Here is a 24,771-nt window from a genome sequence, read left to right as displayed (position 1 = left end):
GAAACGGTGTGATGCGTCGGGTGACCCGGCCCACGGCCAATTCCGCTGCCGGTGGCGATCGGCGGGGGCGGTGGGGCGGCCACCGATACCGATCGGCATCGGTTGCCGCCCCGCCTGCCGGGACGCCGGATCGGGCAGTCTGCCGAGATCAGACCGCCGGGGCCGGGTAGGTCGGGTACTCCACCCCGGAGACGTGCTGGACGACGCGGATGACCTGGCAGGAGTAGCCGAACTCGTTGTCGTACCACAGGTAGAGGATCGCGTTGTCGCCGTCGACCTTGGTGGCGCCGGCGTCGACGATCGAGGCGTGGCGCGAGCCGATGAAGTCGCTCGACACCGCGTCGGGGGCAGTTGTGAAGTCGATCTGGCGCTTGAGCGGCGAGGTCAGCGACACGTTGCGGAGGTAGTCGAGAACCTCCTCGCGGGTGGTCTCGCGCCCGAGCCGCAGGCTGAGGATCGCGATCGAGACGTCCGGCACCGGGACGCGGATCGAGCTGCCGGTGATCGGCGCCTTGAGGCCGGGCAGCGCCTTGGCGACGGCGGAGGCGGCACCGGTCTCGGTGATGACCATATTGAGCGGCGCCGAGCGGCCGCGGCGGTCGGAGCTGTGGTAATTGTCCAGCAGGTTCTGGTCGTTGGTGAACGAGTGGACGGTCTCCACGTGGCCGCGCAGGACGCCGTACTCGTCCGCCATCGCCTTCAGCGGCGGGACGATCGCGTTGGTGGTGCAGGACGCGCAGGACAGGATCTGCTCATCCGGCTTGATCGTGTCGTGGTTGACGCCGTGCACGATGTTGGGGACGTCGCCCTTGCCCGGCGCGGTCAGGACGACCTTGTCGATGCCGGGGCGCAGGTGCTTGGACAGGCCCTCGCGGTCGCGCCACTTGCCGGTGTTGTCGATGAGGATGGCGCCCTTGATGCCGTGCGCCGTGTAGTCGACCTCCGACGGGTCGTTGGCGTAGATCACCTTGATCTCGTTGCCGTTGGCGATGATCGTGCTGTTCGCCTCGTCGACCGTGATCGTGCCCTGGAACTGGCCGTGGATGGAGTCGCGGCGCAGCAGCGAGGCGCGCTTGACGAGATCCTCGTCGGCCCGGCCGCCGCCCCCGCGGACGACGATGGCGCGCAGGCGCAGGCCGTTGCCCGAGCCGGCCTTCTCGATGAGCAGGCGGGCGACGAGGCGGCCGATGCGGCCGAACCCGTAGAGAACGACGTCGCGCGGCTCGCGGCGCTCGATCTTGTCGGCACCCGTGGCACCGATGACGGCCTCGGCGGTGAACTCCGCCACCGAGAGACCGCGTCCGTCGGTCTTGTACGTCGCAGCGAGCATGCCGATGTCGATCTGGGAAGGACCGAGATCGAGCGCGGCAAGAGCCTGCAGGAACGGCAGCGTCTCGGTGACCGAGAGTTCCTCACCGGCAATCTGCCGGGCGAATCGGTGGGTCTTGAGAATGCTGACCACCGACTTGTTCACCAAGGAGCGGCTGTGAAGCAGGACTGTGACGTCCCGCTCCCGGTGCAGCTTCCCGATGATGGGGATCATCGACTCCGCGATCTCCTCGCGGTTCTTCCAGTTGGTGAACGAGTCGTCATTGACAGTCACAGGTTTATCTTTCGAGCTAGGCGGCGCTCATATGCTAACCCCACGCCACTTTGATCATTCAATCGGTGCCTCCCGAGCGGGATGCCACGATCAGACCCCCCGGTTCACTGCGCGGTGACGGCAGCCGTCACCACAGCCTCCGTCGGCACGGCGCCCAGGCGCGGGATGCGCCGGGCCGGAACAGACTCCGGACCTACGGAACAGCGAGCCGGGGATGTCCGGCAGGAGCCCTCCGGCGGAATCGGCGACGAGCCGGCCGCGGGATCCGACGCTCCAGGAGCGGGCCGAGCGTCAAGATGCGCCCCCTCGGCGCGTCCGCGCATCCCCGGGCAGGACGTGGGTCACCCTGCCGCCTCGGCGTTCGATGGCGCCGCTTCAGGGGCTGCCGATTTGGCGAACATCACATATCGACAAAGTCCCCATATCGGACATTTCGCCCCAAAAATTCAAGATCCCGGATTCGGGGCCACGTATGGTCGCCGTGGCCTATGAATTGGGATCCGATCCGGTATCGCTGAGCCCCGATCCCCATTCACCGATTCTCCGCGGCCCGAACAGATGCCAGGGCGGCCACCTGCTGCAGCCCGCTTCGCTGAGCGGATGTAAGCAAGCGCAGCGGGAGCCCGACTCTCAGCCGGTCGCGCGAGGTCTGGCGAGATGACCTACGGCACACAGCGAGACAGGACACAGCCTTCATGCACGGATCACACATATTGACCTGCTCGCGGCGCGGTCTGGCCACTGCTCTGGCCGCAAGCTCATTGCTCACCGTATTCGCCTTGGCAACCCCGGCGTCGGCCGGCACCGTCAGTGCCACGGCGGGTGGTTCGAAGGTCGTCTGTACCTCTAAGAAGCCAGGACTGGCCTCCGAACTGTCCCACGACATAGCCGGGGCTCTGAACGGGCGACAGGGCACATGGTCGCTGGCCCTCTACGACCGGGTCACCGAAACCACCTGTGAGCTCAAGGCCGACACGTATTTCGACTCCGCCAGCGTGGTGAAGGTTTCGGTGCTCGGAGCACTGCTGCGGCAGGCCGAGGAGGCACACCGGGAGCTGACTCCGCGGGAGGTGAAGCTGGCCACTGCCATGATCACCAAGTCGGACAACGACTCGACCTCCGCCCTCTGGCACCAGATCGGTTCCGCCGGCTACAAGAAGTTCCTGACTCTGGCACAGATGCGGCACACTGTTCCCGCTGCAGGTAAGAGCTGGGGCCTCACCCAGATCACCGCCGGCGACCAGCTCCGGCTCATGCAACTGCTGACAACGGAGAATGCGGTGCTGACCCCCTCCTCGCGCAGCTACGCTCTCGATCTGATGAATCACGTCGCCCCCGACCAGAGGTGGGGGGTGCCCGCCGGATCACCCGCTACGGCATCCGTGCACGTCAAGAATGGCTGGCTGCCGCGCACCACCGGCGGATGGCGGGTGAACAGCGTGGGCGCCTTCACCGGCGGTGGTCACGACTACGGCATGGCTGTGCTCTCGACCGGCAATCGCACGATGGACTATGGCGTCGGCACAGTCGAAGGAGCGGCCCGCATCATCCATCGTGACCTGACGGGTGCCGCTTGACAGCGAGCCGTTGAGCGGAAGGCGCTTGCTCCAAATGATCCTCTGGGTATGGCTACACCATCTTCCTGATGCATCGCGTACGTGAGGAGAGCGAGCGGCTCGGCCATGCCCGTGGCGTCCTGGAGGGCCTGGCCGGCACCGGTGGCGTCATCACCTCGGCCGGTGTCGTGCTCGCCGCGACCTTTGCAGGGCGAAACGATCGCACCCACTCCGGCAGCAGCTGCTCCGTGCCCGCCACGGCGTCGGTCATGTCCGTCTGCGTGGCTGCGGCCACCCCCGCCACGCCCTGAGCGACCGACGACGCGAAGCCGCCGAGGGCGCCGTACCAGGTGAGCGACCGCAGCGAGGTCGCCCTCGGGAGGTAGCGCGTGTAGTCAGCGGGCATCGGAACGTACGAGAACGGACCGGCCGGCATCACGACGCATGCCAGGCTCCACCCGGACGCACCGGGCAGCGCGGCTGATTTGCCCGTGTCGGCGCCGGCCAGCAGGAAAACCAGGAGCGCGGCGAAGCCGATGGCGAGAGCGTACGCGATCCAGCGCTCGGCGAACTGGACGGTGGCGCGGCAGGGCCGCTTCGCAGCGGACCTGGATACGCAGGCGCGCGCTTCCGAACTCCTGGCCCTGCTCGACGGGTTGAGTACGCGCGTCGTCCTCGGCCAGCACGGGACGGACCGAGACAGCGCGCTGCGCATGGCACTGTCCGCGACCGCGCGGCTGGTGGAACGGAAGTGAGCCGATTGCTCAAGAATCGGTCCGAAGGGCTCCGGCCCGGAACACCGCCCACTGGGCGGGGCCTTGACGCAAGCGTCGGTCGCCTCGTTGGAGGATGCCCGGCTGAGCGGGATGCGGACAGCCCGTGCGGGCCGGAGGGGTGCTGGGACAAAAACATCGTCCCAGCTCCCCTTCGAGCTGCGGCTGCGACTTACGCCGACGCACGACCGGGACGCATCAACAGGCCGGCCGCAAGACGACGTCCGCGATCCGTCCGCGCAGGGCAGCGGGCCCGGACACCATCGCGCGATCGTCAGACGCCCGCGGCTCGCGCTGCCTCGTACACCTCGGCCGCCACGTCGATCAGCTCCGCGGCGTCGCGCGTCGCGCCCTGGAGATCCAGCAGGAACTCCGGTACGCCCGTTTCGGCATGTGCCACCAGGTCCTCGACGATCTGCGCCACGCTCCCGTGGAAGGGCTGTCGGCCCGCACCCTCGAACGGCTTGGGGCTGTACCGCGCATTGGCACGGGCGCAGACACCGATCGGACGCTCCCGACCGCGCTCGGCGGCCACGTCCCGTACCCGCTGCCACTCCTCGGCCAGCCGGTCGGCGCCCATGGCCACGGGCATCCAGCCATCCGCCCGGTCGATCAGACGGCGGGTGGCGCGCGGGCTGTTCGCGGGCAGGTAGACCGGAATGGGGCGCACCGGCTTGGGGCCGACCTCGGACGGGGCGATGGTGGTCAGCTCGCCCTCGTAGGAGACGGGGTCCGGGCCCCAGACGGCCGCACACACGTCCAGCAGCTCGTCCAGGACCGCACCACGCTTCTCGAAAGGCGCGACGGAGGCGGCCGCATACTCGTCCAGAGACCATCCCGTGCCGAGGCCCGCGATCACTCGCCCACCACTCGCGACGTCCAGCGAGGCGAGCGAACGGGCCAGCTGGAACGGCACGTGCAAAGGCGCGACCAGGACGCTGGTGCCGAGCCGGGCCCGGCCGGTGGCCGCGGCGGCCAGCGCGAGCGTGACGAGTGGGTCGGCGACACTACGGTACTGGTCGGGCCACGGCAGCCCCGGTACGCCGTACAGCCCCTGGGTGGCGGGCTCAGGAAAAAGGACACGCTCGAAGACCCAAAGACTCGCGTATCCGGCCTCCTCCGCCGCACGTGCCACGGTGGCCACATCGCGGCCGATGTCGTACTGCTTCATCTGCGGGAGACCGAGACCGAGCGAGATCGTCATGTACGCACTCCTTCATGATGACTGCGGGACAACCAACGTAAGACACCCATCTGTTCCTTACTCGCTGTCCGTCGAAACGTGATCAAGGTTCGGTGGACGGAACTCGGGCATGTTCCCGCACCGCGCCGACCGGCCTCGCCACCTACCAGGTCCATGGGCCTGCCCTCGGCGGCCAGGGCTGTCACCGCGTGCTCGCGCGGTGAGAACAGCCAATTGTTCAGCCAGTGCTCGGGTGGCGTCGGGCTCCGGATGGCGAGGAGGCGCGTCACGAGCATGCGATGGCCGAGCGCGACCTGGCCGACGCGGAGCACCAAACGCTGCTCGACACCCTGAAGGCCTGGGTCACTACAGCCGGATCCGTGGTCCGGACGGCCTAGTTGCTGCTCCGTCACCGCGAGACCGTCCTCAGCCGCCTCCTCAGGATCCACACCATCACCGGACACGACATCACGAACTGTGGCGACCATGTGGAACTCTCCCTCGCCGTACGCATCCAATGTGCGTCTCACGTGTACGCGCGACATACGCGCTCGGCAACGTCCTCAGTTATGAGCAGCGGCACACCAGTTCGCAGACCGACTTCGGCCACGGTCTCGGCGAGACGATCACGTCGACGGCGGCGAAGTTGCCCGTCGCCGGCAACCTGACGTTCGCCGAGACGATCTTCGGGCTGACTCAGTCCTCGCCGTACAACTTCGGTGTCACCACCCAGCTGCTCAACGAGGTGCCGCTGAAGCTCAACACCGGCAGCATGCGCAACATCTACTCCCCGAATGTGGCGTGCGCGCGGGAGCTGGTCGTCGATCAGCTCGCCGCGAGGATGGGCAAAGACCCCGTGGGGTTCCGTCGCGAGTTCCTCAAGGACGAGCAGTTGCGCGCCGTCCTGGACAAGGCGGTTGACGAGGACGACTGGGGCAGGTCACTGCCCCCGGGGGTGGCCCAGGGCATCGGCCCGCACTCGGGGTACCGGGCGCGGTCGCCACGCTCGTCGAGATCGACTGTCGTCCGGAGACCGTCAACCGGAAGATCCGGGACGCGGTGACGGGACCGCGCGTCACAAAGGCCCTGGTGGTCGTCGACGCGGGATTCGCCATCAACCCCCGTCGCCTGGACGCCCGGATGATGGGCGGTCTCAACGACGCTCCCGCCATGGCACTCACCTCCAGCCTGCACATCAAGGACGGCATACCGCTGGAGGGCAGTTGGGACAACTACTTCTACACACGGCAGTGGAACACCCCGCCCGAACTACGGGTTGTCGTCATGCCGGGCACCAGCGACAAGCCCTCCGGAGCAAGCGAGTTGGGGGTCGCGCCCGCGTTCGCCGCCATCGCCTGCGCGTACGCACGCGCGACGGGCAGCATGCCGACGAGCTTCCCGATCAACCATGGCACCCTCGGCTTCGAACCATTGCCCATCGAACCGTCCACACCCCAGTCCCCCACCGACGGTCTTGACCGCGCCTACTGAGGAGCCCTGAGTCCAGCCATGGCAAGCCACACTTTCGAGCTCAACGGCGAGCAGATCACCGTCGAGGCCGAGGACGACGTACGACTGTTGTGGGTGCTGCGCGATCTGCTCGGCGTCACGGGACCCAAGTACGGCTGCGGTCTCGGCGTGCGCCAGGCCTGCACGTCGCACATCAACGGCAAGGCATTCAACCCGTGTTCGGTCCCCGTGTCGAAGATCACGCCGGACGACGAGATCACCACGATCGAGGGGCTGCCCGCCACCGTCGGCAAGGACCTGCATCCGATGCAGGAGGCCTGGCTGGACCCGGACGTCGCACAGTGCGACTACTGCCAGCCAGGCCAGATCCTGGCCGCCGTCGCCAAGGTCCGGCAGGCCACTGCCGATGGGCGCGAGATCGAGGACCGTGACCTCCACGAGATCCGCAACATCTGCCGCTGCGGCACGTACACGCGTATCCGGGAGGCCACCAAGACAGGCGCGAAGAACATGTGACCCGGGCCGTCAGCCGCTGTACACCCACTGCTGAGGAGGCAACCCTTGCGCGACCTGGCGGCAGAGCTGCTGTGCCGCCGGAACCACGGCGATCCCTTCGCCATGGCCGGCTCTGTCGCCGTACGCGGCAATGCGCCAGCCCAGGTCGGGACAACCCTCGCCGCGCGCGCCGACAGTACTGTGCTCGGCAGCGGCCGCGCCGAGAGCGCGAACCACGGGCCGGACCTGGAGGTCGTGTTCACGAGAACACCCCGTCCGCCCGGTCCCGAACCTTGGACGGCACCACCCCGACAGCCGATCTTCCGCGCGCGGGACCATGCCACCTCGTTCTCCGGGGCCGACCGATTCCCGGGGTTCCACGTCACCGTGTGCGATGCCCGCGCCACCTTCACCAACGCCTGTACGCGAACCTGCTCGCCTGCCTGCACCACCCGATCGGCCTCGACCTGGGCGCCGTCACCCCGGAGGACACCGCGTTCTCCATCACAGCCGAAGTCGTCTCCGTACGACGCGGCGCTACGGGCCGATCGCTGACCCGGACGGTCACGCCCGTCCACAAGGCGGCGCCCGTCCGGAGAAGGCGGGCGCATTCAGCATCGCTCCCGACCGCCTTGGCCATATCCACGCGCCCCCGCGAACCGGTCCCCCTCTTTTGGCGGATGTTCGGGTGGCAACCCGACGGTGGACAGTTGAGACTAAGGCGACGGTTTGGGAATCGGACAACGGATCCCGGCCTCGTGACTTCCGGACTACTCGCTCCGGCCACCGAAAAAGCGCGAGTACGGGGCGCCGACCGTAATGGCCGACGGCACTCGAAAGTTCGCTTCAAGGAGCCCGCATGGAGGAGAAATCCGTCGAGGTCTTGATGTCCGGGCCGGATGAATCTGCGATCAACACGCGCAGGTACTCCGACCCGGGGACCGGCATCGAGACAGACCTCGCCAAGGTGCTGGCTGACGTCATGTGTGTCGAACAGGTGTCGGTCGACAGCAACTTCTTCGACGACCTCGGCGCCAATTCGTTGGTGATGGCCCATTTCTGCGCACGGGTCAGGAAGCGGGCGGACCTCCCATCGGCTTCGATGAAGGACATCTACCGGCACCCGACGATCCGAAGCCTGGCGACGGGGCTCGCGGACGCCGCGCCCGCCCCTGCCAAGTCGTCGGTCCCGGCACCGGCCGAAATGGTGACTCCGGCCGGCACGGTGCAGTACGCCCTGTGCGGAACGCTGCAGTTCCTGCTTTTCCTGGGATATTCGTTCCTCGCCGGACTTGTTGCCGACCTGGGCTATGCATGGGTCTCCGCCGGCTCGGATTTGATCGGCATCTACCTGCGATCGTTCGTCTTCGGCGGCGTCGGCTTCGTCGGTCTGTGCACCTTCCCGATCGTGGCCAAATGGCTCCTCGTCGGCCGGTGGAAATCGCGCGAGTTCCCGGTCTGGGGCCTGACGTATCTGCGCTTCTGGACCGTCAAGGTGCTGATCCACGCCAATCCGATGATTTTCTTCGTCGGCAATCCCCTGTACGTGCTGTACCTGCGAGCCCTGGGCGCACGGATCGGCAAGGGAGTCACGATCCTCTCCCGCAACGTTCCGGCCTGCCCCGACCTGCTCACGATCGGCGCAGGCACGGTGATCCGCAAAGACTCGTTCTTCCTCTGCTACCGGGCGCACGCCGGCCGTATCCAGACCGGCCGAATCACCCTTGGCCGGGACGTGTTCATCGGCGAGAAGACCGTGCTCGACATCGACACGTCGATGGGCGACGGGGCGCAACTCGGCCACACGTCCACGCTGTACAGCGGCCAGGTGGTCCCGGACGGCCAGCGCTGGCACGGATCCCCGGCACAGCTCACGGAGCATGACTACCTGAGGATCGGGCCGGCCGAGTGCGGCACGCTGCGCCGGGCCGGCTTCGGCCTCGTCACCGTGCTTCAGCTGTTCTTCCTCTACGTGCCGCTGGCCGTCGGGGGCACGTACATGCTGTTTACCCTGGTTCCGGCGCTGCACAACCGGCTGGGCCCGGGCACGGTCGGGTTCACATCTCCGGACCTCTACATCGACGCGCTGATCCTTTCCTTCGTGCTGTTCTTCGGCTTCGTCGTCGTGGGCCTGGCCGTACTGTTCACTGTTCCACGGCTGCTGAACCTGGTCGTCAAACCGGACAAGGTCTATCCGCTGTACGGGTTGCATTACTCGGCACACCGGGCGATCGGGCGCATGACCAACATCAAGTTTTTCAAATGGCTGTTCGGTGACAGCTCCTGCATCGTCCACTATTTGCGCGGCCTCGGATACGACTTGTCCCGGGTCGAGCAGACCGGGTCGAACTTCGGCACGGAAGTGCAGCACGAGACCCCGTACCTGTGCTCTGTCGGCAGCGGAACGATGGTCGCCGACGGGCTCTCCATCGTCAATGCCGACTTTTCGAGTACGTCCTTCCGGGTGTCCCGGGCCTCGATCGGGCCACACAACTTCATCGGGAACAACATCGCCTTTCCCTCAGGAGCCAGGACGGGCGAGAACTGCCTCCTCGCGACGAAGGTGATGGTTCCGCTCGACGGTGAGGTTCGCGAGGGCGTGGGCCTGCTCGGCTCGCCGTGCTTCGAGATTCCCCGGTCGGTCGAGCGCGACTCCCGGTTCGACCATCTCCGGACCGGCGACGAGTTGCACAGCAGCCTCGCCGCAAAGAACCGCTACAACATCCGCTCGATGGTCTTCTTCCTGCTCGTGCGCTGGCTGCATTTCTTCGTGCTCACGGTGATCGGCCTGGCGAACGTCGATCTGTACGGTACTTACGGGCACGTGCTGATCGCCGCGTTCCTGGTGTTCAGCCTTGGGTTCACCGCCGTCTACTTTGTACTGGTGGAGCGCGGCATCGCGGCATTCCGTGCGCTGCGACCGCAGTTGTGTTCCATCTACGACCCGTACTTCTGGTGGCACGAGCGCCTCTGGAAGGTGCCTGACACGTACCTCAACGTATTCAACGGCACCCCTTTCAAGAACGTGATCTGGCGGATGCTGGGTGTTCGTATCGGCAGCAGGGTTTTCGACGACGGCTGCTATCTGACGGAGCGGACGCTCACCACCATCGGGGACGACTGCACGCTCAATGCGGGAAGCAAGATCCAGTGTCACTCGCAGGAGGACGGCACCTTCAAGTCCGATCGCAGCACCCTCGGCGTCGGCTGCACCCTCGGTGTGGGATCCCACGTCCATTACGGCGTGACGATGGGCGACGGCGCGGTGCTCGCCCCCGACTCCTTTCTCATGAAGGGCGAGGAAGTCCCACAGCACGCACGCTGGGGAGGAAACCCCGCCACGGAAACGCGAGAAGCCCCTTATCAGCCCGAGGCACTGACGCGGAAGAGGTAGCAGCGCCGCCCTGTCGGCGCTGGACAGCACAGTCGCGACAGTGAATGGAGAGAGACGACGAGATGGAAATGCAAGTGCAGGCCGACCGGGAGTTCTGGCGCGCTGTGCTCGTCGCCGGTGGATTCACCGCAATCCCGCGGTGGACGCTCGAACCGGTGACGGGCGTCGGCGAACACGAGGCGACGGTCCCGGACGACGTCGTGGCGGCGTTGGGCCGGTTGACCGAGGACCTGGCCGTGCCGCTCGACTCGGTGCTGCTGGCCGCGCACGCCAAGGTGCTCGCCGCGCTGTCCGGCGAGCACGAGGTCGCGACCGGCTACGTCACTGCGGAGGGCGGCCCGCTGCTGCCCTGCCGACTGACGACCGAACCCGACTCGTGGCGGACGCTGTTGCTGAACACCCATCGAGTCGCGTCCGATCTGCTGTTGCACAAGGACTTTCCGGTCGATGAGCTCAGGCGCGAGCTGGGTCTGGCCGAACCGTCGATCGAGGCCGTTTTCGATCCGCACGGCTTGGGTGGCGAACTCGCCGGTGACACCGTGCTGTGGGTGGGTTCTTCGCAACGCGAAGGCCGCCTCGTGCTGCGGCTGCGGTACCGGACCGACGCACTCGACGCGGACTGCGCCGTCAGAATCGCCGGTTACCACCTGACCGCACTTGCGCTGATCGCCGCCGATCCCGACGCCGAGCACGGGCGGCAGAGCCTGCTCTCCGCCGAGGAAATCCGCTTCCAGCTCGAAGGGCTCGCCGGTCCGCGCCGGGAGCTGCCGGACCGCCGGTTCCACGAGCTGTTCGAGCAGCGGGTGGCGGCACACCCGGACGCCATCGCGGCGGTGCATGGGGAACGGCAGCTGACCTATCGGGAACTCAACGCGCGTGCCAACCGGTTGGGACGAGCCCTGCTGGCGCGGGGGCTGCGCCCCGAGGGTGTGGTCGCGGTGGTGACGGAGCGCAACCTGGACTGGATGGCCGCCGTCCTCGCGGTCTTCAAGGCCGGCGGCGTGTACCTGCCCATCGAGCCGACCTTCCCGGCCGATCGCCTCGCGGCCATGCTCTCCCGTGCCGCATGCGGGCTCGTGCTGACCGAACCCGGCAGCACCTCCACGCTCGACCAGGCCCTCGACTCGCTGTCCGGGGTCCGGAAGCTATTCGTCGGCGCAGCCTACGAGGAAGACCATGCCGACGACGATCTGGGCCTCCGCGTCGCACCGGACCAGCTCGCCTACATCTATTTCACCTCCGGCTCCACAGGTGAGCCCAAGGGCGCGATGTGCGAGCACGCGGGCATGCTCAACCACCTCTACGCCAAGATCGATGACCTCGAGATCAGCGAGGGACAGGTGGTCGCCCAGACCGCACCCCAGTGCTTCGACATCTCGCTGTGGCAATTGGTGTCCGGGCTCCTCGTCGGGGGGCGGACCCTGCTGGTGGAGCAGGAAGTGATCCTGGACGTCCAGCAATTCGTCGACAAGATCGTTGACGGCCGGGTCGCCGTCCTCCAGGTCGTACCCTCCTACCTGGACGTCGTCGTGTCCTGTCTGCAGCAGTACCCCCGCGAGCTGCCGGACCTGCGCTGCGTGTCGGTCACCGGCGAGGCGCTGAAGAAGGAGCTCACGCAGCGCTGGTTCGCCGCCCAGCCCGGGATCAAGCTGGTCAACGCCTATGGGCTGACCGAGACTTCGGACGACACCAACCACGAGGTCATGGACCACGTGCCGGACGGGGACGGGGTCCCGCTGGGTCCCCCGGTCAACAACGTGCACGTCTATGTCGTCGATGAGCACCTGACCCCGGTGCCGCTCGGTGCACCCGGTCTGATCGTCTTCTCCGGCGTCTGCGTCGGCCGCGGATACGTCAACGACCCCGAGCGCACCCGGCAGGCCTACCTGGCCGATCCGCACCGTGAGGGCGCCCGGCTCTACCGGGGCGGCGACTACGGCCGCTGGCAGCCCGAGGGCAAGCTGGAGTTCCTCGGACGCCGGGACACCCAGGTGAAGATTCGTGGCTTCCGGATCGAGATCGGCGAGATCGAGAACACCCTGGTGCGAGTGCCCGGCGTTCGCGACGGTGCAGTGGTGGTCACCGAGCGGGCCGACCAGAGCAAACACCTGGTGGCGTTCTACTCCGGTCTGCAGCCACTCGATGCCGACGTCCTGCTGGACCGGCTCGGTGAGTCGCTGCCCGAGTACATGGTCCCGTCGGCCTTCCACTGGCGGGAAAATCTGCCGCTGACGGCCAACAGCAAGATCGACAGGAAAACTTTGCGGGCGCTCGCCGAAGAACTCGACGTCGTCCAGGACGACTACCGCGCGCCGAATACGCCGACCGAACAGCAGTTGGCAGCCGCATGGGCGAAGGTGCTCGGCATCCCGCAGAACCAGATCGGACGGCGGGACCACTTCTTCGACCGGGGCGGCACGTCGCTGTCGGCAGTGAAGCTGGCGATCACCCTGGACCGTGCGGTGTCCCTCAAGGACGTCACCCGTCACCCGATCCTCGCCGATCTGGCCGGGTTGGTCGACGGCAGGTCCGAGCGGCGCTCCGGACCGGTCGACGGCAGGTCCGAGCGGCCCTCCGGGCTGCTTCAGCCACTGTCGGAATCGGACGGTGCGCAGGCCGCTGCCCTGGTGTGCTTCCCCTACGCCGGCGGCAACGCGGTGAACTTCCAGCCGATGGCCAGGGCGCTGGCGGGCGGGGGGCCGGCGGTCTACGCCGTCGAGCTGCCCGGTCACGACGTGGCCGCCGAAAGCGAGCCGATCACGCCGATGGCACAGGTGGTCGAGCAGGTCGTCGTCGAAATCATCCAACGCGGCCTGACCAGGGTCCTGCTGTGGGGCCATTCCTCGGGCACCGCGTTGGCCGTCGAGACGGCCAGAAAGCTGCAGGAGCGCGGGGTGGACGTCCAACGGGTGTTCCTCGGCGCGCAGCTGCTCGGCGACGCCGCCCACCGGCGCGCCACCATCACCGAGCTGACCGGGCTGAGCAACGCCGAGATCGCCGCAGAGCTGAGCGCGGACGGCGGGTACACAGAGCTCGTTGAGCTGGACCCGCAGCACGCCGAGCACGTCGGTGCCGCCTACCGGCACGACTGTGTGTCCGCACACCGCTATTTCGCCGACGCCCTGGACGGCCCGCCTGCGCCGAAGCTGTCCGCTCCGGTCACCGTGGTCGTTGCCGCCGACGACCCGAGCACAGCGGAGTACCCGCACCGGTACCGCGACTGGCAGCTCCTGGCCGAGCAGGTCGACCTGCACGAGCTCGCCGACGGCGGCCACCACTTCCTGCACACCCGTCCGACCGAGGCGGCACAGGCCGTGCTGCGCGCCGCCGACTTGTTCGCTTCTTTCTGAGTGGCAACTGAAAGGAAATCGAGATGTCGTTCATGCCCACGGCGTCGCTGGAAGACGTGGAACTGGAACCCGGCAAACCTCCGCTGCTGCGGACCGGTGCCACCGACGGCGCGCTGAGCTGGGCGGCCGAGCACCGGGACGCGCTGCGCGCTGTCGTCGCCGAGCACGGTTCGGTCCTGGTCCGCGGCCTCGGGCTGCGCAATGCGGCCGAGACCGGCGCCGTCTTCTCGAAGCTGGCCACCGGTCTGATGACCGAGAAGGAGGTCTTCGCGCCCCGACGGACCTACTCCGACGGCGTGTACTCCTCATCGAAATGGCCGCCGAACCAGCCAATGTGCATGCACCATGAACTTAGCTACACGCTTGAGTTCCCCGGCCTGATGATGTTCGCCTGCCTCAGCGCACCCACCGACGGCGGGGCGACCGCGGTGGCCGACTCACCGGCCGTGCTCGACGCGCTGCCCGCCGAGTTGACAGAGCGGTTCGAGCGGGAGGGCTGGCTGCTCAACCGCAGTTACAATGAAGAGATCGGGGCGTCCATCGCCGAAGCGTTCGGCACCGAGGACCGTGGTGCCGTCGAGAGTTACTGCCGCGCCAACGCGATCACGTTCGAGTGGCAGCCCGACGGTGGACTGCGCACCAGACAGCGCCGCAGCGCCGTGGTGCGTCACCCGGTCAGCGGTCGGCGCTGCTGGTTCAACCAGATTGCGTTCCTCAACGAGTGGACGATGGCCCCCGAGGTGCGCGAGTACCTGGTGGACGTCTACGGCGCCGACGGGCTGCCGTTCAATACCCGCTTCGGCAACGGCGACCCGATCGGCGAGGACGTCGTGCAGCTGCTCAACAGCGTCTACGAGGCCAACACCGCACGCGAGCCGTGGCAGGCCGGCGACCTGATGCTCGTCGACAACATCCGCACCGCGCACAGCAGGGAGCCCTTCGAGGGACCGCGCGAAGTGCTCGTCGCCATGGCCGACCCGGTGCATCTGGCCGATTGCTCGCCAACCATCGAGGTGACCGCAGGATGACCACCATCAGTTCCACCGCAACACAGTCCGCGACGGCCGCGCCGATCACCGTGCCACCGTTCGCGGTGATCTCCGGTGCCCAGGTCCAGCGCGCGCTGCACGGATGCGAGAAGAAGATCGTGGAGTTGGTGGAGGCCACCTACCGGGTGCACGGCGCCGGTGATTCGGTGAACCCGCCGTCGTACTTCCTGCGTTTCCCCGACCGCCCGTCCTCCCGCATCATCGCGCTGCCCGCCTCGATCGGCGGGGAGGTGCGGGTGGACGGCCTGAAGTGGATCTCCAGCTTCCCGGAGAACGTGACGGCCGGCATCCCGAGGGCCTCGGCTGTGCTGATCCTCAACGACCACGACACCGGTTACCCGTTCGCCTGTCTGGAAAGCTCGATCATCAGCGCCACCAGGACGGCAGCGTCGGCGGCGTCGGCGGCCGACTGGCTCAGCCGCGACCGGCCGCGACCGACGCGTGTCGGGTTCTTCGGGGTGGGCTTGATCGCCCGCTACATCCACACCTTCCTGGCCGGCACCGGCTGGTCGTTCGACGAGATCGGCGTGCACGACCTGTCCGCCGACAGCGCGGCAGGCTTCCGTTGCTACCTGGAGCAGTCGGGCAGCGCCGGCCGGATCACCGTGCACGACAGCGCCGAGCAGTTGATCCGCAACAGCGACCTGCTGGTCTTCGCCACCGTCGCCGGTCAGCCGCATGTCAGCGACCTGTCGTGGTTCGCACACAATCCGCTGGTGCTGCACGTGTCGCTGCGCGACCTCGCGCCGGAGATCCTGCTCGCCTCGACCAACGTCGTCGATGACATCGAGCACTGCCTGAAGGCCGACACCTCGCCGCATCTGGCCGAGCAGCTCACGGGCAACCGGGACTTCCTGCACGGCACGCTGGATGACGTGATGGCCGGGCGGGTGACGGTACCGGCGGACCGGCCGGTGGTGTTCTCGCCCTTCGGCCTCGGGGTGCTCGATCTCGCGGTGGGCAAGTACGTCTACACCGAAGTGGTCCGCCGCGGAGAGTTGCACGTCGTCGACGACTTCTTCCACGAACTGAGCCGGTACGGATGAGCCGGCCGAGAGCCCAGGAGGCCAACCCACGGCTGATCCCAGGAGATCACCACTCAAGTCTCAGCAGGCCCTGACGCACGAGACAGCGGCCGCTGACGCAGGGCCCCGTCCGGCTCGGTCGGGCACAGGCTCCCGCCCGCAAAGCGAGAAGCCCGCCCACGGTCGGATGGACGTTCCGAAAGTGCTCTGCTCCAGATAAGAGGAGACCATCGTGCCCGTCGTATCCGTTCCCTACGCCTTCAACGAAGAGGAGCTCTATGTCGACCTTCGGTCGATCATCGGGCACTCGCTCTTCCTGAAGTGTGAGGGCTTCAACTTCGCCGGCTCGATCAAGTTGAAGGCCGCGACCGAGATGGTGGAGGCCGCTGAGCGGGATGGAGTCCTGACGCCGGAATCGATCCTGGTCGAGTCCTCATCTGGGAACCTCGGCGTGGCGCTGAGCATGATCGCGGCGAGCAAAGGCTACCGGTTCCTGTGTGTGACGGACTCCCGCGGCAACCTGTCGACCAGGTTGATGATGGAGGCGTTGGGCAGCCAGGTGCACGTGATCGCCGATCAGGAGGCCAACGGCGGCTTTCTCGGCGCGCGGATCGAGTACATCCGCGCGCTGTGCGCCTCCGACGACCGGTACGTGTGGCTCAGCCAGTACACCAATCCGAGCAACTGGAAGGCGCACTACCGCAAGACGGCGCCGGAGATCGCCCGCCAGTTCCCGCAGCTGGACGTGTTGTTCGTCGGGGCCGGCACCACCGGGACCCTGATGGGCTGCGCGCGCTACTTCCGGGAGTGGCACCGGCCGGTGCGGATCATCGCGGTGGACAGCGCCGGGTCGGTGTCCTTCGGCGGTCCGCCCGGCCGCCGGATGATTCCCGGCCTGGGGATGAGCATGCGCCCGCCGCTGCTCGACGAGTCCTATGTGGATGAGGTGATATATATCGAGGAGGCGGACACCATCCGTACCTGTCACCGTCTGGCCAGGCGCGGATTCCTGTTCGGCGGCTCCACCGGCACGGTGGTCAGCGGAGCATCGGACTGGTTGGCCCGACATGACGCCCGCGAACTCACCGCGGTGGCCATCGGCCCGGACCTCGGCGAGCGCTACCTCGACACCATTTACCAGACGAACTGGCTGCAGGATCTCTACGGCGAGGACGTGCTCGACTCCGACGAGGTGGCCGCCGGTGCCTGGGCGGCCACCCCCGCGCCAGCACCACGGTGGGGCCGGCGGCTGGACCCTGCAGACCGGCAACCGCAATGGCAACCCGCACCGTCAGCCCCAGGATCGTAAGACCTGGGTGTTCTGTCCACGGAGCCGGCAGCCCCGACAAGGCCCTCCTGGCTGCTGCAACCCGCGTGCCACCGAGGTCGGTGGATGGACGGAACGGCTGCTCGGCATGCGACGTGCGCCATGCCGGAGCACTCTGATCGTGAAGCTGCCTGTCCCTCGACCGGCAGCCGGCCAGGAAGGGGTGGCAGCTATGTTCGCGAGGCTGAGCACCTATGAGGGATCACCGGTTCCTGCGCAGGGAGGCCTGACCGCGAACTGGGAGGAGACTCTCGAGCAGGTCCGGGAGGTCTCCGGCTTCCGGGGCGTGTACTACCTCGTCGACCGAGCCTCTGGGAAGGCCAAGTCGCTGACCTTGTGGGATGACGAGCAGACCATGCAGGCCAGCGAGGAAAGGACGACCCGGCTCCGCGAAGAAATCGCAAAGAGGGAAGGCCAACGGGTTGTCTCGATCGAGCGCTTCGAGGTGGGGTTCAGTCACCTGGAGCCATAGCAGTCATCGTTCCGCATGCTGACGGCACCATGGGGTCGGCGGGCCGAAGTCACGGCCGATGGCGCCAAAAGGATTGTACGAGCGCCTGGATCCGTGCGCGATCGCGGCCGGCCTCGGTTTCCCTGTCTTGCTGACGCTGTCGGGGGGCGGTGTTGAGCCATTCGTGTTGTGATCGATGGCGGGGGACACAAACGCTGTCGAGAACGGGAGGAAATCATGGCTGAGAAGCTGCGAGCGCGAGACATCATGTCCGGCGGCGTACAGTGCGTCGGCGCGCACCAGTCGCTGTTCGACGTGGCGAAGATGATGCGCGATCTGGACGTCGGTTGCCTGCCCATCTGCGGCGACAACAACAAGCTCACAGGCTTGATCACCGACCGTGACATCATCGTCAAGTGCTGCGCCGAGGGCGTCGACCCGGCAACCGTGCAGGCCGGATCGCTCAATGCCAGGGTGCACTGGATCGATGCCGAAGCGGACGCCACCGATGTCCTGACGACCATGGAGGAACATCAGATCAAGCGGTTGCCGGTGATCGACGTCCAGAGCGGCCACCGTCTGGTCGGCATGATCACGGAGGCCAACCTTGCGAAGAATCTGAGCGACGAACAGATTGCCGAGTTTGCGAGCCGCGTATATGCGAGCGCTGGAGTGTCCGGACGGTCCGCGCACTGAGTCGTCTCCTCGAACCCCGGAAGACAGTCGCCGACCGGGTGTCCGGTCCGCACGGCGTTCGGCCGCCGCGCCTATGAGCTGGTAGATGCCGCATGCACAGAACGCATGATCCGCGATGCATGCACGGACCATGCCGGACCGCGCCTCCACTCATCGAAGATTTCATGGGACGACCCCTGGGCCGTCATCTGCGCCCATTCATAGCCAGTCCACTTATCTCAGATTGGACTTGGTTGGGCGCCAAATGGCATTGCTACGGTCCTCGCATGAGATTCCATGTTGTCAACGCGTTCACTGATCGTCCGTTCTCCGGGAACCCGGCAGGTGTGTGTCTCCTGCCCGCCGGAGAGTGGCCGCAAGACACCTGGATGCAGCAGGTTGCAGCCGAAATGAACTACTCAGAGACCGCATTCGCTCTCCCGCTGCCTGTTGAGTCCGAGGCCGACTGGGCGATCCGTTGGTTCGCACCGCTCGTCGAGACCAATCTGTGCGGCCATGCCACATTGGCTACGGCGCACATCCTGCGCGAGGAGCGGGGTCTCCTGGGCACCGTACGGTTCAGCAGTCGGCGGAGTGGCGTCCTGGTCAGCCACGCCCACGAGGGAGGCAGCGTCACTCTGGACTTTCCGGCCGCGCCCGGCACCGAAGTCCCCGCACCGAAAGGACTGGCCGAGGCACTGGCGGTCAGGCCTGAAGCCACCTTCCATACCGGCGCGCTCGGCGATCTGCTGACAGTCCTGCCCGACGAAGCCACCGTTCGGGCCGTGACTCCCGACCTGGACGCGGTAGCCGCCCTGACGCGCCACGAGGGCCTGCGCGGCGTCATCATCACGGCCCCGGCGGCTGAGACCGGTCTGAAGTACGACTTTGTGTCCCGCTTCTTCTCACCGGCCGAGGGTATTCTCGAAGACCCGGTCACGGGCAGCGCCCACACCGCGCTCGCCCCGTACTGGTCGACGCGACTTGGCCGTGACGAACTCACCGGCCTCCAGGCGTCCGCGCGTCCTGGTCTGGTCCACACTGCTGTGCACAGCGACCGCGTCCACCTCACAGGAAACGCCGTCACGGTCATGGACGGCACCCTGCACGCCTAGAGCTCGTCCGGCCGGTTCCGCTGCCCATCTGCGACTCCTGAGACCGTCTCAGCCTGTGTCCCGCCGGGATGTCCCACTCGGCTGTCCCCTCGGCGAGCCCCGTCCATCTGATCGAGGCCCAGCGCACCACAACTCCGCGGTATCCAGGACGAGTCGGCACCAGGATCTGTGCGGGCGGTGGGCCTTCTGCCGGCACGCGCTCCGCAGAACCGCGCGGGACGACAGGAGCTCACCGCATATCTCACAGCGGGGAGTTTCGTCATGGGTGTTACTTCACCGCAGTTTCTTACGACCTCGCCCACGATTGGCAGTGGGGGAAGGAGCGGCGTCCGGGGCCTTCGAATCCAGGGCGGAGGAGGGAGTCGACGCGGAGCGTCGGCGACTGACGACAACGCCGGAGACGGAGGTCCCGGACACCGCGACGCCGCTGACAATCGCGGGCGAGGTCGTTACGGCGGCGTCCGCTCACAGACCGTCACACATCACAGCCGACAGCAGGCCCGGCGTGCCCACGGAACCCTCCCGGAGTTGTTCCATCATCGAGCAACTGGCCGACAGCGACTGCACATCCTCCGGCCCCCGACGTCACCCCGGACCGCCCCGGTCTGCTGGGCACGCCTCAGCGGCGCCGTCGGGACTTACGGAGCGTTCGAGGGAGTCGGTCAGCCACAGGTGGGACGCGCCGAGTGTGGCCGGGTCGCCGCCGGCCTCGGCCACGAGCCGCCAATAGCGGCGCATCCGCGGGTCACGGTCGGCAGCCACGTGGGCCAGCAGCCGGCCTCTGAACTGCGGGGTGTCGCTGCCGCCGCGCACCGAGGCGTGTGCCGCGACGAACCGATCGAGTTCGGGGCCCACGCGGGGAGGCTCGCCCGCCTGCACCATGGGCCGGGCCAGCGCGCACGCCTCACTGATCCCGTTCATCAGCTCGGCCTCGTCAGCGATCAGTTCGGCGTTGGCCCGCGCCATGGCCAGCAGGCCGCGTGTCAGTGCCCGGTCGCCGGCCAGGGCGAACAGTTCAGCGAATGCGACGACCTGCGGCGGGGTCGGGTCGGTGGGCGGCTCGGGCACGGCCATGGTCACGAACGCGGTGAGCATCAGCTCAGACACCGGGGCGACCATCGTGCGTCTCCAGAAGTCGATCAGCGCGTTGCGGGCGGCACCCCCGCTCTCCACGGCGGCCAGCAGCTCCAGCCTGGCGGCCCGGTCGGCCGGTCCGGCCTCCTCGACCGCTCGCAGCGAGGCGCGCCGCCAGGCCAGGTCCGCGAGCTGCACATCGAGCGCGGCCCGCTCGGCCGCGACGACCTCGGCCACGGAGCGTTCGCCGGCGAGCACGTGCCTGATGGAGATCAGGCCGATCCCGAGCCCGCGCAGCCGTCTGACCAGGCCGAGCCGCTCCACGGCCGCCTGGTCGAACCTGCGGTGCCCGCCCGTGCTGCGCACCGAGTCGACGATGCCTTCGTCGCAGTAGAAGCGAATGGTCCGTACCGGCACGCCAGTCAGCCGCGCCAGGTCGCCGATCCCAAGCGTCTCATCGAGCAAAGGCACTTGAACCTCCACTGGACTGGAGTTCCTACCGTACCGGCGTTACCCCGTGAGAGGAGCTTTCGTGATGACGTCGACGCTGGACACCGCACGGCTCGTGGAGGGCCTGCGGGAGCAGACCGGAGGGTTCACCCGCGCGGTCGCCGGAAGGGACCCGGACACTCGGGTGCCCACCTGCCCGGAATGGCCGCTGCGTACCCTTGTCGGGCACATCGGCCAGGAGCACCGGTGGGCGGCCGAACTCGTACGCAAGGGCGAACAGCTGCCCGTCCCTGACCCGCGGCAGGCCGATCCCGGTGCGCCGGACGAGTGGGCCCGGTGGCTGCGCGAGGGCGCGGAGGAGTTGATCCGCGCGATCCAGGAGACCGGCACGGACACCGATATGCACACGTTCTTCGGGCCGCGGCCGGCGGCCTTCTGGCTGCGCAGGGTGCTGAGCGACACCTGTGTCCACCACTACGACGCGGCGTTTGCGACGGACACCGCGTTCGAGATCGCCGACGACCTCGCGGCCGACGTGATCAGCGAGAACTTGGACCTGCTGTCCACGCCGGCCTTTGAGACGGCCAGGCCGGCGGTCGCCGGGCTGCGTGGCCGGGGCGAGCGGATCGGGTTCCGGCCGAGGTCCATGGAGGGCTGGGTGATCACCAGGACGCCTGAGTCGGTGCGGTGGGAGCGCGGGTCGGCCGAGGCCGACGTGGTGGTGTCGGGGGCCGTGGCGGACCTCATGCTGGTGTTTTCCCACCGCGTCGCTCCAAAGGACAACCGGGTGCCGGTGACGGGCGACCGCGCGTTGCTGGACCACTGGCTGGCCCACACGGTGCTCTAGCCTCAGGTGATCCGCAACGCGTTTCCAGCGCCGCGTTGGTTCGCCTGGCGATCTGGCCCCACCCGATCCGCTTTCAGCAGCGCCTGTTGGGGCGGGTTGACGGCCCGTGCAGGGCGTGTTCGTCGGCCTGTATGGCCTCCTGACAGCGGCCCAGATCGCGCAGCAGGCCGGCGCGGGTGAGGTGGCAGAGCGGTAGCGGTCGAGCACGTCGCCGTCCCCGGGCCGCGCCCGGTGCCACCAGCCGTGGGCGTCACCAGTGGTACGTGGTCGTCACATGGCTGGTGGCACCGGGCGCGGCGGACGCCGAGGACCGGCGGCGGACTCGCCGCGGCACTCGCCCTGCTCCCCCGCGACCGAGACGGGCCCGCACCGATCGGGCAACTGCTCCTGTACCTCATGCTCGAAGACCGCAACAACACCGTCTCCAGCAGCCGCGTGGCAGGCGCTGCTGGGCAACCAGTACGGCGCTGCGGACCTGCCGCCCTACGCGGCTCCCGCCCGCGCTACGGATCTGTCCGAGCTACCCCCGGCCTACATCGAGGTCGGGTCGGCCGAGACCTTCAGGGACGAGGATGTGGCCTATGCCCATGCGATCTGGCGGGCCGGTGGCCAAGCCGAACTGCACGTATGGCACGGTTCCTTCCACGGTTTCGACACCATCGCACCATGAGCAGCTATCAGCCAGGACGCCCGCAACGCCCGTTCCCGCCGGCTTCGGCGCATCCTCACACAGTCCGATGCGAGCAGCGGACCTGCCTGCTGAGCACCAGACCCCTGAACAACTGACTGCACTGGTGTCGCTGCCGAGACGGGCATCTCGCGTGCCACCGCCCACCACTTGGTCCGGCGGTGGCGCGACGAAAGTGACGAGGGCCTGCACGACCGTTCCAACCGACCCCACGCAACACCGCGCCGCACGCCGCCCCGGTCCGAGGCCCGGGCGTGCCGGCTGCGGCAGGAACGAAAGCTCATCCGGCCGCTGGGAGAGCTTGTCCGCCGGCGCGGACGGAGGACTGTCGTCAAGCAACGCAACCCATGGCTGAGCGATCGACCGCTGATCGTGATGCGATGGATAAATGAATGAATCACTAAAAAACCGCACAAACGGAACGTATGATGTGGTCGTGCTGGGCGCAGGCCCGGTCGGGCAGAACGTCGCCGACCACGCCCGTGCCGCCGGCCTCACCGTCGCCGTCGTGGAGTGTGAGCTCGTCGGCGGTGAATGCTCCTACTGGGCGTGCGTCCCCAGCAAGGCGCTGCTACGGCCGGTCGTCGCCGTCGCCGACACCCAGCGGGTGGACGGCGCCCGGCAGGCCGTCACCGGCCGGCTCGACACCGACCGGGTCTTCGCCCGCCGCAACCACTACGTCGCCGACTGGGACGACAGCGGACAGGCCAAGTGGGTCAAGTCCATCGGCGCCGATCTCTTCCGTGGCCAAGGCCGTATCGACGGCCCCCGCCGGGTCACGGTCACGCGGGACGACGGCGCAAGCCAGACGCTCACCGCTCGGCACGCCGTGGCCATCGCCACCGGCAGCCGGCCGGTGCTGCCCGACATCCCGGGCGTCAAAGATGTTCGCCCCTGGACGAACCGGCACGGCACCGACTCCAGCACTGTCCCCGCCCGGCTCGCCGTCGTCGGTGGCGGCGGGGTCGGCGTCGAGATGGCCACCCTCTGGCAGGGCCTCGGCTCCCAGGTCACTCTGCTCGCCCGCCGCTCCTTGCTGACCCGGATGGAACCCTTCGCGGGCGAACTCATCGCACACGGCCTGACCCAGGCGGGCACGGACGTGCGGATCGGAGTGCAGGTGACCGCCCTGCGCCGCCCCGACCCCGCCGGGCCGGTCACCCTCACCCTCGACGACGGCAGCGAGCTGGAGGCCGACGAAGTCATGTTCGCCACCGGCCGCGCGCCCCACACCGACGACATCGGCCTGGACACGGTCGGCCTCACCCCGGGCTCCTGGCTGGACGTGGACACAACCTGCCTGGTCCGCGGCGTCGCAGGCGACTGGCTGTACGCCCTTGGCGACGTCAACCACCGCGCTCTCCTCACCCACCAGGGCAAGTACCAGGCCCGGACAGCGGGCGACGCGATCGGCGCGCGCGCCGCCGGCCTCCCGCTGGACGACGCCCCCTGGGGCGACCACGCCACCACCGCCGATCAGCACGCCGTGCCGCAGGTCTTCTTCACCGACCCCGAGGCGGGCGCGGTGGGCCTGTCCGCCGAGGAAGCAGCCCGGGCCGGCCACCGCACCAAGGTGGTCGACCTTGACTTCAACGCCGCGCAGGGCGCCGACCTCTACGCCGACGGCTACCAGGGCCACGCCCGGATGGTGGTCGACCTCGACCGGGAGGTCCTGCTCGGGGTGACCTTCGTCGGCTACGGAATCAGCGAACTGCTGCACTCCGCGACCATTGCCGTCGCCGGCGAGGTCCCGCTCAAACGACTGCGGCACGCGGTCGCCCCCTTCCCGACCGTCAGCGAGATCTGGCTCTTCCTCCTCGCCGCCTACCACCGAAACTAGGCGGTGCCTCCGTGAGCCACGCTCCACACCCGGTTTCGCCGCCGGGCTCTGGACGGCACCTTCGAGCGGATGGTCGAGGACGCCCAGGCGCAGGCGGACGGGGCCGGGGACATCCAGTGGCTGGTGTCCCGTCACTCCCGTCGTGCAGGCCCACCAGCATGCTGCCGGGGCGCGAAGAGGGGGCTTCGTGACCCCGCTCTCGGACGGTCACGAAGTGGCCCGACCAGCGCGGCCACGGCCCGGGCGCGTCGGCCCGCGGGGTTGTCGACGCGGCCGGCCAGTGGCCATCCTGCGAGTGCAGGGCAGACGTGCGGCTGCGCCTTTGACCAGGGGCCCGGTGGGCCGGGGCCGGGTCGCCGGTATCGACGAGGCCGCCGAGGACGGCTTTCCGGGCCGGGCCCCCGCG

At 68.0% G+C, this 24,771-nt stretch carries 19 protein-coding genes and 3 pseudogenes; 18 read left to right on the top strand and 4 right to left on the bottom strand.

What is annotated here, in order from left to right:
* Positions 1-148: 148 nt before the first annotated feature.
* On the bottom strand, positions 149-1,603 hold the full coding sequence (locus OG609_RS37945) for a glyceraldehyde-3-phosphate dehydrogenase (RefSeq protein ID WP_327276946.1): 1,455 nt from the start codon (positions 1,601-1,603) through the stop codon (positions 149-151).
* A gap of 779 nt (positions 1,604-2,382) precedes the next feature.
* Here OG609_RS37945 and OG609_RS37940 point away from each other — a divergent pair.
* Both OG609_RS37940 and OG609_RS46435 read left to right on the top strand, forming a co-directional pair.
* Positions 2,383-3,180 (top strand): serine hydrolase, encoded by a 798-nt coding sequence (locus OG609_RS37940; protein WP_327276945.1) that lies wholly within the window; start codon positions 2,383-2,385, stop codon positions 3,178-3,180.
* 44 nt (positions 3,181-3,224) lie between these two features.
* Positions 3,225-3,368, top strand: a pseudogene (locus tag OG609_RS46435) (MMPL family transporter); the annotation flags it as partial.
* An 89-nt stretch (positions 3,369-3,457) separates the two neighbouring features.
* Here the strand turns inward: OG609_RS46435 and OG609_RS37930 are convergent.
* A pseudogene (locus OG609_RS37930) lies at positions 3,458-3,667 on the bottom strand (cytosine or purine or uracil or thiamine or allantoin permease); the annotation flags it as partial.
* Positions 3,668-3,695: 28 nt separating this feature from the next.
* Between OG609_RS37930 and OG609_RS37925 the strand changes: the two are divergent.
* Positions 3,696-3,914 carry a TetR family transcriptional regulator C-terminal domain-containing protein gene (locus OG609_RS37925; RefSeq protein ID WP_327276944.1) on the top strand — a complete coding sequence of 73 codons (219 nt, stop codon included), beginning with the start codon at positions 3,696-3,698 and terminating at the stop codon, positions 3,912-3,914.
* 292 nt (positions 3,915-4,206) lie between these two features.
* On the opposite strand, the gene OG609_RS37920 is transcribed toward OG609_RS37925, so the two are convergent.
* On the bottom strand, positions 4,207-5,136 hold the full coding sequence (locus OG609_RS37920) for a TIGR03619 family F420-dependent LLM class oxidoreductase (RefSeq protein WP_327276943.1): 930 nt from the start codon (positions 5,134-5,136) through the stop codon (positions 4,207-4,209).
* 496 nt (positions 5,137-5,632) lie between these two features.
* Between OG609_RS37920 and OG609_RS46430 the strand changes: the two genes are divergently transcribed.
* The 11 genes from OG609_RS46430 to OG609_RS37870 all read left to right on the top strand — a co-directional run bounded on the left by OG609_RS46430 (position 5,633) and on the right by OG609_RS37870 (position 19,466).
* Entirely contained in the window at positions 5,633-6,178 is a 546-nt protein-coding gene (locus OG609_RS46430) for a hypothetical protein (RefSeq protein ID WP_442818034.1), read from the top strand.
* Positions 6,175-6,606, top strand: coding sequence for a hypothetical protein (locus tag OG609_RS46425; RefSeq protein ID WP_442818033.1), 432 nt, complete (start codon positions 6,175-6,177; stop codon positions 6,604-6,606). Before OG609_RS46430 ends, OG609_RS46425 begins: the two co-directional genes overlap by 4 nt.
* A gap of 18 nt (positions 6,607-6,624) precedes the next feature.
* A complete protein-coding gene (locus OG609_RS37910; protein WP_327276942.1) occupies positions 6,625-7,101 on the top strand; it encodes a (2Fe-2S)-binding protein in 477 nt (158 codons plus the stop codon).
* Positions 7,102-7,939: 838 nt separating this feature from the next.
* Positions 7,940-10,474: a Pls/PosA family non-ribosomal peptide synthetase gene (locus OG609_RS37905; RefSeq protein WP_327276941.1), complete on the top strand. Its 2,535-nt coding sequence runs from the start codon at positions 7,940-7,942 to the stop codon at positions 10,472-10,474.
* 62 nt (positions 10,475-10,536) lie between these two features.
* Positions 10,537-13,824, top strand: a complete 3,288-nt coding sequence (locus tag OG609_RS37900; RefSeq protein WP_327276940.1) for a non-ribosomal peptide synthetase — start codon at positions 10,537-10,539, stop codon at positions 13,822-13,824.
* Between the two features lie 23 nt (positions 13,825-13,847).
* A complete protein-coding gene (locus OG609_RS37895) occupies positions 13,848-14,852 on the top strand; it encodes a TauD/TfdA family dioxygenase (protein WP_442818032.1) in 1,005 nt (334 codons plus the stop codon).
* The gene (gene sbnB, locus OG609_RS37890) at positions 14,849-15,919 is read left to right on the top strand and encodes a 2,3-diaminopropionate biosynthesis protein SbnB (protein ID WP_327276939.1); all 1,071 of its coding nucleotides are present in this window, start codon (positions 14,849-14,851) and stop codon (positions 15,917-15,919) included. Before OG609_RS37895 ends, sbnB begins: the two co-directional genes overlap by 4 nt.
* A gap of 211 nt (positions 15,920-16,130) precedes the next feature.
* Positions 16,131-17,207 carry a 2,3-diaminopropionate biosynthesis protein SbnA gene (sbnA, locus tag OG609_RS37885; protein ID WP_327276938.1) on the top strand — a complete coding sequence of 359 codons (1,077 nt, stop codon included), beginning with the start codon at positions 16,131-16,133 and terminating at the stop codon, positions 17,205-17,207.
* 190 nt (positions 17,208-17,397) lie between these two features.
* Complete coding sequence (locus OG609_RS37880; RefSeq protein WP_327276937.1) at positions 17,398-17,697, top strand: hypothetical protein; 300 nt, start codon at positions 17,398-17,400, stop codon at positions 17,695-17,697.
* Between the two features lie 216 nt (positions 17,698-17,913).
* Positions 17,914-18,372, top strand: coding sequence for a CBS domain-containing protein (locus OG609_RS37875; RefSeq protein ID WP_327276936.1), 459 nt, complete (start codon positions 17,914-17,916; stop codon positions 18,370-18,372).
* Positions 18,373-18,638: 266 nt separating this feature from the next.
* On the top strand, positions 18,639-19,466 hold the full coding sequence (locus OG609_RS37870) for a PhzF family phenazine biosynthesis protein (protein ID WP_327276935.1): 828 nt from the start codon (positions 18,639-18,641) through the stop codon (positions 19,464-19,466).
* 585 nt (positions 19,467-20,051) lie between these two features.
* On the opposite strand, the gene OG609_RS37865 is transcribed toward OG609_RS37870, so the two are convergent.
* Complete coding sequence (locus OG609_RS37865; protein ID WP_327276934.1) at positions 20,052-21,011, bottom strand: MerR family transcriptional regulator; 960 nt, start codon at positions 21,009-21,011, stop codon at positions 20,052-20,054.
* A gap of 64 nt (positions 21,012-21,075) precedes the next feature.
* Here OG609_RS37865 and OG609_RS37860 point away from each other — a divergent pair, with 64 nt between their 5' ends.
* The 4 genes and pseudogenes from OG609_RS37860 to OG609_RS37845 all read left to right on the top strand — a co-directional run bounded on the left by OG609_RS37860 (position 21,076) and on the right by OG609_RS37845 (position 24,365).
* Positions 21,076-21,837, top strand: coding sequence for a maleylpyruvate isomerase family mycothiol-dependent enzyme (locus OG609_RS37860; protein WP_327276933.1), 762 nt, complete (start codon positions 21,076-21,078; stop codon positions 21,835-21,837).
* 312 nt (positions 21,838-22,149) lie between these two features.
* A pseudogene (locus tag OG609_RS37855) lies at positions 22,150-22,600 on the top strand (alpha/beta hydrolase fold domain-containing protein); the annotation flags it as partial.
* Positions 22,601-22,651: 51 nt separating this feature from the next.
* Positions 22,652-22,921, top strand: a complete 270-nt coding sequence (locus OG609_RS46420) for a hypothetical protein (RefSeq protein WP_385648079.1) — start codon at positions 22,652-22,654, stop codon at positions 22,919-22,921.
* Entirely contained in the window at positions 22,914-24,365 is a 1,452-nt protein-coding gene (locus OG609_RS37845) for a dihydrolipoyl dehydrogenase family protein (RefSeq protein WP_327276932.1), read from the top strand. The genes OG609_RS46420 and OG609_RS37845 overlap by 8 nt, the downstream gene beginning before the upstream one ends.
* The last annotated feature ends 406 nt before the right edge of the window (positions 24,366-24,771 follow it).

Origin of the sequence: Streptomyces sp. NBC_01224 (assembly GCF_036002945.1) — a bacterium.
In the GTDB taxonomy this organism is placed as follows: Bacteria; Actinomycetota; Actinomycetes; order Streptomycetales; family Streptomycetaceae; genus Streptomyces.
This window is presented reverse-complemented; position numbering and strand designations above follow the sequence as displayed.